Here is a 13,681-nt window from a genome sequence, read left to right as displayed (position 1 = left end):
TGATTCATGGCATGCTTCTGTGGCTGTGAAACTTATGAGAAAAATGAAGATGGATTCAAAATTGCATGTGTAAAATGTGGTCATGGACCTCAAAATCACGATGAAGAATTCAGAGCCGCTGCAAGAAAGAATGAATCACAAAGTCAAAAGCGTGATGCAGACTTTGGATGATTAGTCACCAATAATTTTAACCAAAACTCTTTTTGGTCGTTTACCATCAAATTCACCATAGAAAATTTCTTCCCATGGTCCAAAATCTAATTTTCCATTAGTTATTGCAACAACAACCTCTCTTCCCATAACTTGTCTTTTAAGATGAGCATCTGCATTATCTTCACCAGTTTTGTTATGTTCATATTGAGTGGTTGGTTCGTGAGGGGCCAATCCTTCTAACCATTTCTCATAATCATGAAGCAGTCCTCCCTCATTATCATTGATGAAAACACTTGCAGTAATATGCATAGCATTTACAAGACAAAGTCCTTCCTTGACTTTACTTTTTGTTACAAGATTGCTTACATCATTTGTAATATTGACAAATGCTCTTCGTGTTTTAACTTCAAATGTAAGATATTCTGTAAGGGATTTCATATTTTTTAACACAAATTAATCATTAAAAACCTAAGGCAGGCTCAGAACTCAAGATCCTCATCATCATATCAAAGGGATAGGTTCATCACTGCCTGCATGCATAATTCAGTCAGATTCCTATTGAGTCTTTCAAGAAGCTTGATAAATGGCGAATAGTTCAATCTTTCAAAATGGTTGCAATTGACACTCCCGCCTCATTGGAAAGTTTTAGAAGATTTATCATTTCAAGTACTTGTAAATCCTACGCCCCAAGGAGTTATTTGGAAGATTCAGAGGTGTTTGCAGAAAGAGAAGATAATCTTGGTGCAATTTACGTAGAAGCAGCTGATAAAGTAACTTTGAAAAAAATAAGAGATATTACATTTGTAAATGCAAGAGATATTCTAGGGATTATATATAATTCAAAAAGTGGGAACACATCTTTGAAATGGCGTCAATTAAGACGAAATAATGGTAAAGTTTCTGGTGAAGCTTCTGCAAACTCTCTTACAAATCTAGCTGAATCAGGTGTTCTTACTTTAGATTGGGTTGAAAATTATCTAAAGAAAAAAACAGAAGAAACAAAGACAAACGAAGTCACAGGCTAAACTCTTTTCTTTTTGTAGATTAAACCATTATTATGATTACAAAAATTATTGATGATAATTCAATTTCAGTAATAGCAGAAGATTCAGATGATCTTTTGAATTTACGTCGGATTATTAAAAAAGATGACAGAGTTATTGGGGATACAACAAGAGTACTAAAACAAGATAAAGATTATTCAAGACCAGACAAAGGAGAAAGAATCAAAGTGAGAATTGCATTAACAGTGGAAAAAATTTCACTTGATGATGTTCTTGACAGGTTGAGGGTTGGTGGCACTATTTATGAATCAAGTAATGAATCAGTACCTCATGGATCACACCATTCATTTATTCTAAAAATTAATGATGGAATTACAATTTCAAAGAAAAAATGGTCACCAATTGAGAAGAAACTTTTAGAATCAAACAATAATCAAATAGCTTTTGTACTTGTAGCCATAGATACTTCTGACTGTGGAATTGCAAGATTGAGAGGAACACATTTAGAATTTATGCCAAATATTTATTCAGGTTCTGGAGGTAAACGATACAAAACCAATTTTAATATTGAAAAATTCTTTGATCAAGTGCAACAAGCAATATCATCTATTGTTAAAAAAGAAGATTCCATAATAATTTTTGGACCAGGTGAAACTAAAAAAAGATTAGCAAATTTCATTCAAAAATCACAAAAATTCAAAATTCAGATAGTGGAAGGAATTGATTCGGGTGGTGAAGATGGGATATACACATTCACAAAATCTCAAGCAATGCAGGAAATAATGTCTGATAGTAACTTAGCCAAGGCTTCATCTATTATTGATGAAGTAATGGTTCTTGCAAATAAAAAAAGTAAAAAGTTTACGATGGGATTTGATGAAACTTTTCATGCAAATCAAATGGGCGCTGTTGAATCTCTTGTTTTCTCAGATAAAGCAATACAAGATAATGATGAACAAAAAATTATGGATTTTCTCAATGATACAGAAAATAAAGGAGTTAAAATTTACAGTGTTGATGCATCAACAGATATTGGTCTTAGAGTTTCAGGTTTAGGAGGAATAGTTTCCTTGTTGCGATATGCAATTGAATCTTAATTTGAAGAATCAATTAACCAATTAAGATATGACTTGTTAATTGAAGTAATTCCAACTTCAACTATTTCTGGAACATCATAAGGATGAGATTCCAAAATTTTCTTTTTTAACAATTTTTTATTTTTTGTCATAGTTTTAAAAATAGCAAGATATTCTGATGCATTTTCAATTTTTCCATTCCAAGAATAAATTGAAGAAATTTTTGAAATATTAACACATGCTACAATCTTATTTTTTACAAGTTCATTTGCAATTTTAGAAACTGATTTTTTGTTGGGATATGTTGAGATGATTATTGTAGGTTTCATAGTAACCGATAAATGTACGTACCTTAAAAAATTAACAATTAGTTTGGAACTTGATTTTATTACACAGAATTCGATAATTTATGTCTTAATTGCTTGGGTCATAATAGTCATAATTGCAAAAGGGCTAAAATTAGAAAAACATGGTTTTGAAATAAAGGCTTACAGTTTAGTATACAAAAACAGAGGGGTCGACTCAGTTCTAAATAAAATTCTCACTCGAACAAAAAGAGGAATTAGAGTTTTTGCAGACACAAGTGTAATTGCAGGTTTTATTATGATGGGTTTTGCATTTTGGTTTTTGCTTAACAATGTATCAAACTTTTTTGTTGCACAGTCTGAATTCTCAGAATTAACTGTTCTTATTCCAGGAGTGACATTAACATCCGCATCATCAATTACATACTTTTTACTATCAATTCCAATTGTTCTTGTAATTCATGAAGGAGCACATGGGATAGTTGCTGCTTTGGAAAAAATAAAGATCAAGACAGGAGGCTTTGCAATATTTATCGCAATGTTCGCAGGATTTGTTGAACCAGATGAAGAAGAATTTGATAAGGCAAAAAAGATTTCAAAGTTAAGAGTAATTGGTGCAGGAGCAACATCAAATGTAATTTTTGCATTTGTATTAGGAATAATATTACTGACAAACCCATTTTTTGCGATGGTATTACCTGAGCCACTTCTCAGTACGTTTTATGAATTACCAGACGGAGTTTTGATTTTATCAATTATAGAAAACTCAGGAGCTGAACAAGCAGGATTACTTGCAAATGATATCATTACATCAATTAATGGAATACCGATCTTAAGCCCAATTGATTTTCCCAGTTTGAATCCGGGTGAAACAGCAACTGTAAGTGTGTTAAGGGATAGTCAAACACTAGAATTTGGGGTTGAGATTATTCCTTCCCCAGAAGATCCTGAGAGAGGGTTAATTGGAATTATGAGGGACAATACATTTGCATACAAACCAATAATGAATTTCATCACATGGAATGATCCAAATGTTTCAATGTTTTTGTTATGGTTATGGATGATTTCATTTTTCATAGGAATAATCAATATGCTCCCTTTACCAATATTAGATGGAGGGAAATTCATTCATACAATTATTGACAAAAAAATCTCGGATAAATCAGTTAATGTGGTCATGTGGGGAATTTATGCATTCACGTTTACCCTATTTGGACTTAATATTGCATTATCATATTTAAAATCTGGTTGGTTTACAATATAGAATTCACCTAAAGAATCATTAATGAAAAAATCTCAAGAAATTCATGATATGTGATAGTTGCCAAAATCCAGCTGTCTATACAAGAAAATATTCAGGTCAAAAATTATGCTCACCATGTTTCTCAAATTCTATTGTTAGAAAAACTGCTAAGACTATTTCAAAATATAACATGATTAAATATAATGAATTAGTTGCTGTTGCTGTTTCTGGTGGAAAAGATTCCTTAGCATTACTAAAAATTATTCATGAAATGGCATCTACGCATCAGTTTAGAATAATAGTAATTACCATTGATGAAGGAATTCCAGGTTATAGAAATGAGGCTTTGGAAATTGTTGAAAAATTTTGTTCCGAACTTAATGTAGAGCATAAAGTATATCCATACAAAGACCTTTTTGAATTGACATTAGATGAAGCCCTAGATTTACGAGAAAATGAAAAAACTTCATCATGTTCAATATGTGGGACATTTAGGAGAAGAGCAATAGATTATGCTGCAAAGGATGTAGGTGCAGATGTGATAGCAACTGGTCACAATCTAGATGATACACTACAAACATTTGTCATAAACATGCTATCAGGTGATACAACAAAGATTGGGTGGATGGATCCTGATACATCCTCAAATTCTTTAAGAAAAATAAAGCCATTTTGTGAAATTTATGAATCTGAAATAGTGTTTTATGCATTTACAAACAACATTCCATTTCAATCAGAACCTTGTCCACACATGAATGAAGGTATTAGAACAGAAATTCGTGAATTTCTAAATTCTCTTGAAACTCAGCATAGTGGAATTAAAAATAATTTGTATCGATCAATTCTCAAAGTTTCTCAAATTGTAAAGACTTCAAATGCAAAAGAAAAAACGACTTGTAAAAAATGTGGGACTGAATGTACTGGAAACATATGCTCAGTTTGCAATATAGTTTTAAAACTTAAAGAAAATCAAACCTAATGCAAATATAACATACTTTTTTTAGAATTAATGGTAGTAGGTAGGATTAGGGTGCCAGCCGTGCCCTGTTCTGAAACCGGCTATATGCAGAGATCAGCAACTGTTGGGTAAATCTCTAGATGGGTAATTCCCGCTTGGTGTGCGGAAATGAAATCACGCCGAGGCGGGTGGTTGCAGGACTAGAAATATCCGAAGGGATAACTTCTAAGACCGAACCATCGAAAGGGATGAGGTCCGGGAGGGAGCAATCCTAAGGTGGAGCATCCACGCTTCCTCGTCAACGTGGCGGATCTTGTATGCCTTGAAATGGGGCTATTCGTCTAGACTGGAACCAGCAGATCTACTACCTTTATAATTTCAATCATAACAGGAGATTCATGGAAGGAATAATCTCATTTGGAAATAAAAGAGATTATGAAGACTTTAAGAGACAAATTCCTAGTTTAGTATTACCTCTTTTTGATTCCATTAGAGAATTTTGTTTCTCTTTAGGAGAAAATGTAGTTGAAGATATTAGGATGCATAGAGTTGTTTTTTGTAAATCAATTACTTTTAGATGGTTTGCAGATGTAGAACCTCAAAGGGAAGGAGTAATTATTAAAATTCAAAAAAGTAGAAAAGAACCCATAAGGATTATTGAGATTAGAAAAGAACAAAATATTTTAGAATTTGGAAATATGATTAAAGAAGCATTTGAAAAAATTCACTAATACGCTACATCAAATTTTGAAAATTCTCCACTGAATTTTTCATTTCGTATTTCTATATCTTCAACAATTGCATTGGCAGGTCCACCATGAGCCCATTCAATTAATCGAGTAACATTTTCTGTGTCTCCTTCTAAAACAGCTTCAACACGACCATCCTTCAAATTTTTGACCCAGCCGTAAACATTGTTTTGTTTTGCTTTTGCTTTTAATGTCTGACGGAAAAAAACTCCTTGTACTCTACCTGTTACAAAAATTCTAATTCGTTGTTTTGACATTAGAGATAGATTTCAAAGAGTCATTAATCAATTTTAGGTTAAAGAAAAACTATTTCCTTTCTTTAATTCTAGCTCTACCAGTTTTTCTAGCAGCAATACTTCCTACCTTTGCACCAGGAGGAGCATCTCTTGAAACAGTTGAACTTTGTCCGACGTGTTGATGACGACCACCACCATGTGGGTGAACATAAGCTGCTTGAGCAACACCTCTAACAATTGGATATTTCTTTCCTTTAGCCTTAAAACTACGCCATTTGTTACCTGCACTCATAAAATGTCGTTCACTTGCTCCACCACCAGCTAGAGTACCAATCATTGCTCTATTCTTTGGATTTAGAGTAGTAAATCTTCCAGATGGTAGTTTAACAGTAACTCCCTCATCACCATGAGAGAAAATAGTTGCATTAGTACCTGCAGATTTAACAATAGCACCACCATCTCCAAAATTCTTTTCAATATTACAGACAATTGTACCATCAGGGATATTTTGTACACTAATTACATTGCCTTTCTGAATTTCTGATTTTAATCCAAATTGTAAAATTTCACCTACTTTAGCTCCCAAAATTGCTGGAACATAAGAAACTGAACCATCTTCAAATCTAATCTTGGCTAATGGTGCTTCTCGTCCACGTTCGTGAACCAAATCGATAATTTCTCCTTCATGTTGTTCTGCAAGTGGAAAACGAGGATAATTTGCTTTGGAGCCTACTTTACCAGTAGATGTAGATCTAAACTGCATTCCTCCACGGCCACGTCTTCGAACTAATGGTCTCTTACCCATGTTGATCGTTTCCTACGTAAAGAGGATTTTAAGCTTGTGATGTCTATTGTAAGTTAAGAAAATTACCACAAAGGTATAAAAATTAGACAGAGGGCATTTCTGTATGAGCCAAAGCGGTCTTTCTCTCAAAGTTCTTGAAGCATATACCAGAGATGTTGGGAGAGGAGTAGCCAGAATAGATTATGATTCTATGGATACTCTAAATGCCTCTACAGGCGATGTTATCGAAATTAAAGGTAAAAGAAGAACAGTTGCAAAATGCCTTCCTTTGTATCCATCTGATGAAGGAAAGGGAATTATTAGAATCGATGGGCTTGGAAGAAATAATTCAGGAATTGCCATTGGAGATACAATTTCTGTTAGAAAAATAAAAGCAGTTGCTGCAGAAAAAGTAGTAGTTGCTCCATTAGAAGCAATTCCTCCAATTGATGAAAGATATCTTGCAGATGCCCTAGAAAGTGTTCCTTTGATTAAAGGTGATAATGTAATGGTACCATATTTTGGTGGTCGTTTAACTTTTCAAGTTATTGGAGTTACTCCCGCAGCAGATGCTGTTTTAGTGACTCAAAAAACTGTTTTTCATATTGCAGAAAAAGGAGAAACATTACGTGGAGTTCCACAAGTAACCTATGAAGACATTGGTGGTTTAACAGATGAGATTAAGAAAGTCAGAGAGATGATTGAGCTTCCATTAAGACATCCAGAGATTTTTGAAAAGTTGGGAATAGAAGCACCAAAAGGTGTCTTATTGTATGGCCCTCCTGGAACAGGTAAGACATTACTTGCAAAAGCAGTAGCCAATGAAAGTAATGCACATTTTATCAGTATCTCTGGTCCTGAAATTATGAGTAAGTTTTACGGAGAAAGTGAAGCTAGACTAAGAGAAATTTTCAAAGAGGCAAGAGAAAAAGCTCCATCAATTATCTTTGTGGATGAAATAGATTCCATTGCTCCAAAAAGAGAAGAAGTTACTGGAGAAGTTGAAAGAAGAGTTGTTTCTCAGATGTTGTCATTAATGGATGGTCTAGAAGCTAGAGGTAAAGTAATTGTTATTTCTGCAACAAACAGACCAAATGCAATTGATCCTGCACTTAGAAGACCAGGTAGATTTGATAGGGAAATTGAGATTAAAGTTCCAGATAAAAAAGGAAGAAAAGACATTCTTGCAATTCATAGTAGAAACATGCCTCTATCTGATGATGTAAATATTGATAAAATTTCAGCGGTCAGTCACGGTTATGTTGGAGCAGACTTGGAATATCTCTGTAAAGAAGCTGCAATGAAATGCTTGAGAAGATTGCTACCTATTCTTAATTTAGAAGAAGAGAAAATTCCACCTGAAACTTTAGATAAATTAATCGTTAACAATGATGATTTCCTCAAAGCTTTGATTGAAGTAACGCCATCTGGAATGAGAGAAGTTTTCATAGAAAATCCGGATGTAAAATGGGATGATGTTGGAGGATTAGAAGATGTTAAACGTGAACTTCAAGAGGCTGTTGAATGGCCTATGAAATATCCGGGACTTTATGATAAATTAGGGCATAACATGCCAAGAGGAATTTTGCTTCATGGACCAAGTGGAACAGGTAAGACATTACTTGCAAAAGCAGTAGCCACACAAAGTGAAGCAAATTTTGTTTCTGTTAGAGGTCCCGAACTTTTATCAAAATGGGTAGGTGAATCAGAAAGAGGAATCAGAGAGATTTTCAAAAGAGCACGTCAGTCTGCCCCATGTGTTGTCTTCTTTGATGAGATAGATTCTATTGCACCAATCAGAGGTGCAGGTGGAGAAACAGCTGTTACTGAAAGAGTTGTCAGTCAATTACTTACAGAATTAGATGGAATGGAAAACATGCACGGTGTTATTGTTTTGGCTGCTACAAATAGGGCAGATATGATAGATCCTGCATTATTAAGACCAGGTAGATTTGATAAAATTATTCAAATTCCACTTCCAGATAAAGAAAGTAGAAAGAGCATATTAAAAATTAATGCAGCAAAAATTCCAATAATTGATGATGCAAGTGATCCTCAACATGTAGACATTGAGAAGATTGCTGATCTAACTGATGGACTAAGTGGTGCAGATACAGCATCAATTGCAAATACAGCAGTATCTCTGGTAATCCACGAATTTTTGGATTCACATCCAGATACAAAAGATATTGAAAAAACTACAATTGATGCCAAAGTAACAATGAAGCACTTTGAAGAAGCAGTCAAAAAAGTCAGAGAACAAAAAGATCTAAAGTTAGGCGAAAAACTAGTTGCCTCATATTACAGATAGTATTAGAAGAAAATAGATACTTTTTCAAAGATGAGATATCTTCCTAATTTATAATATAAAATGAAGATTACTGCATTAAATTCAGCATCTGTTTTAATTGAGGATAACACTATTCAAGGAGATGTAAAGATCTTGTGTGATCCATGGTTAGTGGGTGAAGAATATTTTGGTTCGTGGGGAATGTATCCACCATATCAATTTAGACCAGAAAAGTTTGAAGATGTAGATTTTATTTATATCAGTCACATACATCCAGATCATTGTAGTGTAAAAACACTTGAAAAAATAAATAAAAAAATTCCAGTACTAATACATAATTTTCCTGAAAAATCACTAAAATTCACTATACAAAAATTAGGATTCAAAGTTATTGAAATTGAACATAATCTTAGAGTAAAATTAAAAAATAAAGTATTCATAAATATTTTAGCTGCAGATAATTGTGATCCAAATGTTTGTGGAAAATTAATGGGTTGTGGATTACAAGAAACAAAATTTGGCACTACACAAATAGATACAATGTCAATAATTGATAATGGAGAAGAAGTCATAGTAAATACAAATGATTGTCCATTTCAAATTGCAAAAAACACAGCAAAATTAGTGAAATTGATGTATCCAAAAATTGATTTATTATTAGTTGGATATGTAAAAGCTTCATCTTATCCTCAAACTTTTGAATTAGAGAAAAAAGAAAAAATTGCAGAATCTAAAATAAAACAAGAACAGAAGCTAGAAACCACAAAAGAATTTATAAATTTATTTGAACCACGATTCTATATTCCATTTGCAGGTAGATACACTTTATCAGGAAAACTAATTGATCTTAATAAATTTAGAGGTGAACCAGAATTAGAATATGCTTTTGAATGGTTAAAAAATAAAGTAGTACAAGAAAAACATAGAGGAGTTATTTTAAATCATGATGAATATTTTGATATTATTAAAGAAAAATCATCTAAAGAATATCAACCAATAGAAGATTTTGAAAAGCAAGAGTACATTAAAAATATTTTATCACATAAGAAATTTGATTATGAAAAAGAATCATTTCCAGATATATCAGAATTATTAAAATTAATTCCAAAGGCATATGAAAACTTTGAAAAAACAAGGAAATTTATTGGGTGGAGTTCAGAGACTGTGATTATTTTACATTGGAATACCAAAAACAATGGAGCAGAAGAACCATTTGGAGTTGCAATTTCTTGTAATGGTGATGGGTTTAAGATTTTAAAGAATGAAAATGAAATTGCTGAAAATGAGAAATATTTGTTGATGTCACTTGATTTGAGATTGCTGAAATGGTTGTTACAAGGTCCAAGTAAAGCACATTGGAGTTTAGTGGACATAGGTTGTCATATTAAGTACAAAAGAATCCCAAATACATATGAAAGAGCTTTATACTATTGCTGGAACAGGTTTTTTGTATCTAATTCCTAAGGAAAAGAATCTATTTTCGCTAGTTTTAATTAAATAACAAAACTAGTCATCATAAATGTCAGAATATAGAGGGTATACAGGAAATTCACTAGAATTCTTAAAGGCAAATCATATTGTGGTAGGTGATTCTGTAAAGATCACTGCAGAAATTACATATTCAGGTATAATCATGCCAAGATATGAACACAGTGATGACAAACATGTTGTTTTAAAATTAAAAAATGGTTATAATATTGGTTTAGAAATTAGTGAAATTGAAAAAATTGAAAAAAATCAAGTTACTGAAAAAATAATTGAAAAAAGTGAAAGTATTGAAAAAATTGAAGGATTACCAAAAATTTTACTGTTATCAACTGGAGGAACAATAGCAAGTAAGGTTGATTATAGAACAGGTTCAGTAACACCTGTATTAACAGCTGAAGAACTTAATGCATCTGTTCCAGAGCTTGCTAAAATTGCTAATATTGATGCAGAAGTAATATTTTCAGAGTATTCTGAAAACATACAACCTAAACAATGGTTACAAATTGCTGAGAAAATTAACGAGTATTCAAAATCAGATTATGTTGGAATAATTATTGCACATGGTACAGATACTATGCACTATACATCATCATTTCTTTCATTCGCATTAGCAGGATTTTCAATACCTATTGTACTTGTAGGTTCTCAAAGATCTTCAGATCGTGCTTCATCAGATGCAGCATTAAATTTAATTGGTGCAGTAAAATTTATCACTACAAGTAATACTAAAGGAGTTTACATTGCAATGCATCACGATGAAAATGATGAAACAATTGCATGTCATATAGGAACTAGAGTAAGAAAAAATCATACTAGTAAAAGAGGAGCGTTTGAAACAATTGGAGATGATCCTGCATTCATAATTGCAGAAGATCAAATTCAAAAAAACATTAAAGAGGATTTTTTTAAAACAAAAGAGTTTCTTCCAAAAATTAATCTAGACACTAATGTTGCATTAGTAAAATATCATCCTGGATACAATCCAGATTTATTGGAAAAAATTTTTGAGATGGGTTATAAAGGAATAATTTTTGAAGGTACAGGACTAGGTCATATTGGAAAAACAATGTATGAAAGTGTAAAAAAGGCTAATGAAAAAGGAATTTTTCTAGGCATGACTTCTCAATGTATTGACGGAAGAGTTAGAATGACAGTATATGAAAGTGGTCGTGATTTGCTTAATTTAGGAATAATTCCATTAGAAAATATGATTCCCGAAGTAGCATTAGTTAAGGCAATGTGGGCAATAGGAAATATACAAAATATGGAAGAAGTGAAAAAAATTATGCTTCAAAATATTGCTTCAGAAATATCAAATTGAGAGAGTGAAAAATATGTCAGAATTATCTATTAGTGAAATTGGATTAAAAGTAGGACTAGAAATTCATCAACAACTAGCAACAAATAAAAAATTATTTTGTAATTGTAAACCAATTGAATCAGAAGAATATTCTATTAAATTTCAAAGAAAATTGCGTGCAGTTAAAAGTGAATTGGGAGAATATGATCCAGCTGCATTATTTGAAAAGTCAAAATCTAAAACAATAGTCTACTATGCAAATAAAGAAAGCAGTTGTTTAGTTGAACAAGATGAAGAACCACCACATAACTTAGATAATGACGCAAAAAAACTTGCACTTGTAATTGCAAAATCATTAAATTCAAAAATTTTTAATGAAATTTATCCAATGAGAAAAACAGTAATTGATGGTTCAAACACTACTGGTTTTCAGCGAACTATGCTAATTTCACAAGGGGGTTATATTGAAGTTGAGGGAGATAAAGTAGGAGTGCAAGCAATTTGTCTTGAAGAAGACGCAGCAAAACTTCTTGGAGATAAAGGAAACATTAGAGAATACAGTTTAGATAGACTAGGTGTTCCTCTTTTAGAGATTGCATTAGATCCTGTAAAAGGCGATTCTAAAAAAATTAAAAAAATAGCATTATCTTTAGGTAGGCTATTACGAAGTACTAAAAAAGTAACTAGGGGAATAGGATCAATTAGACAAGATGTTAATGTTTCAGTTAGAGATGGAGGGGCAGTTGTAGAAGTAAAAGGAGTTCAACAATTAGATCAATTAGAAAAAGTAGTAGAATTTGAGGCTAAAAGGCAGTTTGGATTAGTAAAAATTGCTGAGAAATTGAGGAATTCGGGGTTTAAAGGGATTTCAAAAAAAGAAAATATTTTTGATATCACTGCAAATTGGAAAGATTGTAAATCTAAAATAATTCAAAAAGCATTAAAAGAAAATTCAATTATCAAAGCAATAAAAATTGAAAATTTTTTAGGAATGTTCGGATATACGCCATTTGAAGGAATCAGATTAGGAAAAGAAATAGGACAATTAGTAAAGTATTATGGCATTGGCGGTGTTTTTCATTCCGATGAATTACCAAATTATGGGATTGAAGATAAAGATATCACGATTGTTAAAAATATTTTAAAAGTAAATCAAAACGATGCATTTTTGATAATTGCTGCCCCTTCTTCAAAAATAGATTTTGCAATTAATTCAATTATTAACAGATTAGAAGAGGCAAAGAAAGGTGTTCCTGCAGAGACAAGATTGGCCACACAAACTGGTGAAACTGTTTTCTTAAGACCACGTCCAGGTGCATCAAGAATGTATCCTGAGACAGACATTCCACCAATCTCAGTTTCAAATCAAGAATTAGAAAATGCTAGTAAAAATATTCCAAAATCATGGGACGAATCACTTTTAGAATTACAAAAAAAATATGAATTGAATCCTCAGCTTTCTGAGCAGATTTTTGATTCACGATATATTGAATTATTTGAAAAAATTGTTGAAAAAATTAAAGTCAATCCCACTTTTGTAGCATCAATTTTATGTTCAACAATTACTAATTTAGAGAGAAATGGTCTTAATTCTAAACTATTATCAGAAGAAAATATTGCAAAATCATTTCAATTATTAGAAGAAGGAAAAATTGCAAAAGAATCAATTGAGATAATCTATGAAAATATCATGTCTGGCAAGTCTCAGTCTATTGATGAGGCTTTGAAAAATGCATCGATTGAGGCTATTGATGAAGTAAAAGTAGAAGAAATAATCATTGAGATAATTGAAAATAATCAAGAAATTGTAAAAAATCAAAAAGAACGTTCAGTAGGTCCATTGATGGGTATAGTCATGAAGGAATTAAGAGGAAAAGTTTCAGGTGAAATAGTTAACAATCTTCTTTTAAAAAATATTAAGAAAAAATTAGAGAGTATTTGATGAAATGCGGGAAGTGGGATTTGAACCCACGAACTCCTAGAAGATAAGGATCTGAACCTTACACCGTTGACCAGGCTGGGTGACTCCCGCAATGTGAATTTTTGAAATCTAGAATAAGTTTCTTTATTATACTATGAAAAAAGTATTCAAATC

At 32.2% G+C, this 13,681-nt stretch carries 14 protein-coding genes, 1 tRNA gene and 1 other RNA gene; 11 read left to right on the top strand and 5 right to left on the bottom strand.

The window, feature by feature from the left end:
- Positions 1 to 6: 6 nt before the first annotated feature.
- A complete protein-coding gene (locus tag C6990_RS06385) occupies positions 7 to 171 on the top strand; it encodes a hypothetical protein (protein ID WP_182129603.1) in 165 nt (54 codons plus the stop codon).
- Here the strand turns inward: C6990_RS06385 and C6990_RS06380 are convergent, their stop codons facing one another.
- Positions 172 to 591 (bottom strand): secondary thiamine-phosphate synthase enzyme YjbQ, encoded by a 420-nt coding sequence (locus tag C6990_RS06380; protein ID WP_182129600.1) that lies wholly within the window; start codon positions 589 to 591, stop codon positions 172 to 174.
- Between the two features lie 170 nt (positions 592 to 761).
- On the opposite strand from C6990_RS06380, the gene C6990_RS06375 reads away from it, so the two are divergent.
- On the top strand, positions 762 to 1,178 hold the full coding sequence (locus C6990_RS06375; RefSeq protein WP_182129598.1) for a hypothetical protein: 417 nt from the start codon (positions 762 to 764) through the stop codon (positions 1,176 to 1,178).
- A gap of 32 nt (positions 1,179 to 1,210) precedes the next feature.
- A complete protein-coding gene (locus tag C6990_RS06370; protein WP_182129596.1) occupies positions 1,211 to 2,254 on the top strand; it encodes a pelota family protein in 1,044 nt (347 codons plus the stop codon).
- Here C6990_RS06370 and cutA read toward each other — a convergent pair.
- Positions 2,251 to 2,562 (bottom strand): divalent-cation tolerance protein CutA, encoded by a 312-nt coding sequence (gene cutA / locus C6990_RS06365; protein ID WP_182129594.1) that lies wholly within the window; start codon positions 2,560 to 2,562, stop codon positions 2,251 to 2,253. The two genes, C6990_RS06370 and cutA, sit on opposite strands and share 4 nt — an antisense overlap.
- An 88-nt stretch (positions 2,563 to 2,650) precedes the next feature.
- Here cutA and C6990_RS06360 point away from each other — a divergent pair, with 88 nt between their 5' ends.
- The 4 genes from C6990_RS06360 (at position 2,651) to C6990_RS06345 (ending at position 5,470) form a co-directional block, all read left to right on the top strand.
- Positions 2,651 to 3,802, top strand: a complete 1,152-nt coding sequence (locus C6990_RS06360; protein ID WP_182130617.1) for a site-2 protease family protein — start codon at positions 2,651 to 2,653, stop codon at positions 3,800 to 3,802.
- 43 nt (positions 3,803 to 3,845) lie between these two features.
- On the top strand, positions 3,846 to 4,760 hold the full coding sequence (locus C6990_RS06355; RefSeq protein ID WP_182129592.1) for a TIGR00269 family protein: 915 nt from the start codon (positions 3,846 to 3,848) through the stop codon (positions 4,758 to 4,760).
- A gap of 33 nt (positions 4,761 to 4,793) precedes the next feature.
- Positions 4,794 to 5,107, top strand: an RNA gene (ffs, locus tag C6990_RS06350) — signal recognition particle sRNA.
- A gap of 30 nt (positions 5,108 to 5,137) precedes the next feature.
- Positions 5,138 to 5,470: a hypothetical protein gene (locus C6990_RS06345; RefSeq protein ID WP_182129589.1), complete on the top strand. Its 333-nt coding sequence runs from the start codon at positions 5,138 to 5,140 to the stop codon at positions 5,468 to 5,470.
- Here C6990_RS06345 and C6990_RS06340 read toward each other — a convergent pair.
- Together C6990_RS06340 and C6990_RS06335 are read right to left on the bottom strand one after the other, a co-directional pair.
- The gene (locus tag C6990_RS06340; RefSeq protein ID WP_182129587.1) at positions 5,467 to 5,745 is read right to left on the bottom strand and encodes an acylphosphatase; all 279 of its coding nucleotides are present in this window, start codon (positions 5,743 to 5,745) and stop codon (positions 5,467 to 5,469) included. The two genes, C6990_RS06345 and C6990_RS06340, sit on opposite strands and share 4 nt — an antisense overlap.
- A 49-nt stretch (positions 5,746 to 5,794) precedes the next feature.
- Positions 5,795 to 6,529 carry a 50S ribosomal protein L2 gene (locus C6990_RS06335; protein ID WP_182129584.1) on the bottom strand — a complete coding sequence of 245 codons (735 nt, stop codon included), beginning with the start codon at positions 6,527 to 6,529 and terminating at the stop codon, positions 5,795 to 5,797.
- 103 nt (positions 6,530 to 6,632) lie between these two features.
- On the opposite strand from C6990_RS06335, the gene C6990_RS06330 reads away from it, so the two are divergent.
- The 4 genes from C6990_RS06330 to gatE are packed head-to-tail and all read left to right on the top strand — an operon-like array spanning position 6,633 to position 13,528.
- Positions 6,633 to 8,819 (top strand): CDC48 family AAA ATPase, encoded by a 2,187-nt coding sequence (locus tag C6990_RS06330; protein WP_182129582.1) that lies wholly within the window; start codon positions 6,633 to 6,635, stop codon positions 8,817 to 8,819.
- A gap of 60 nt (positions 8,820 to 8,879) precedes the next feature.
- A complete protein-coding gene (locus C6990_RS06325; protein WP_182129580.1) occupies positions 8,880 to 10,262 on the top strand; it encodes an MBL fold metallo-hydrolase in 1,383 nt (460 codons plus the stop codon).
- 55 nt (positions 10,263 to 10,317) lie between these two features.
- Positions 10,318 to 11,607: a Glu-tRNA(Gln) amidotransferase subunit GatD gene (gene gatD, locus C6990_RS06320; RefSeq protein WP_182129578.1), complete on the top strand. Its 1,290-nt coding sequence runs from the start codon at positions 10,318 to 10,320 to the stop codon at positions 11,605 to 11,607.
- 13 nt (positions 11,608 to 11,620) lie between these two features.
- The gene (gene gatE, locus C6990_RS06315) at positions 11,621 to 13,528 is read left to right on the top strand and encodes a Glu-tRNA(Gln) amidotransferase subunit GatE (RefSeq protein ID WP_182129576.1); all 1,908 of its coding nucleotides are present in this window, start codon (positions 11,621 to 11,623) and stop codon (positions 13,526 to 13,528) included.
- Positions 13,529 to 13,533: 5 nt separating this feature from the next.
- Here gatE and C6990_RS06310 read toward each other — a convergent pair.
- Positions 13,534 to 13,618: transfer RNA gene (locus C6990_RS06310), tRNA-Leu, on the bottom strand.
- Between the last annotated feature and the right edge of the window lie 63 nt (positions 13,619 to 13,681).

The organism is Nitrosopumilus sp. b3 (genome assembly GCF_014078525.1).
Classification (GTDB): domain Archaea; phylum Thermoproteota; class Nitrososphaeria; order Nitrososphaerales; family Nitrosopumilaceae; genus Nitrosopumilus.
This window is presented reverse-complemented; position numbering and strand designations above follow the sequence as displayed.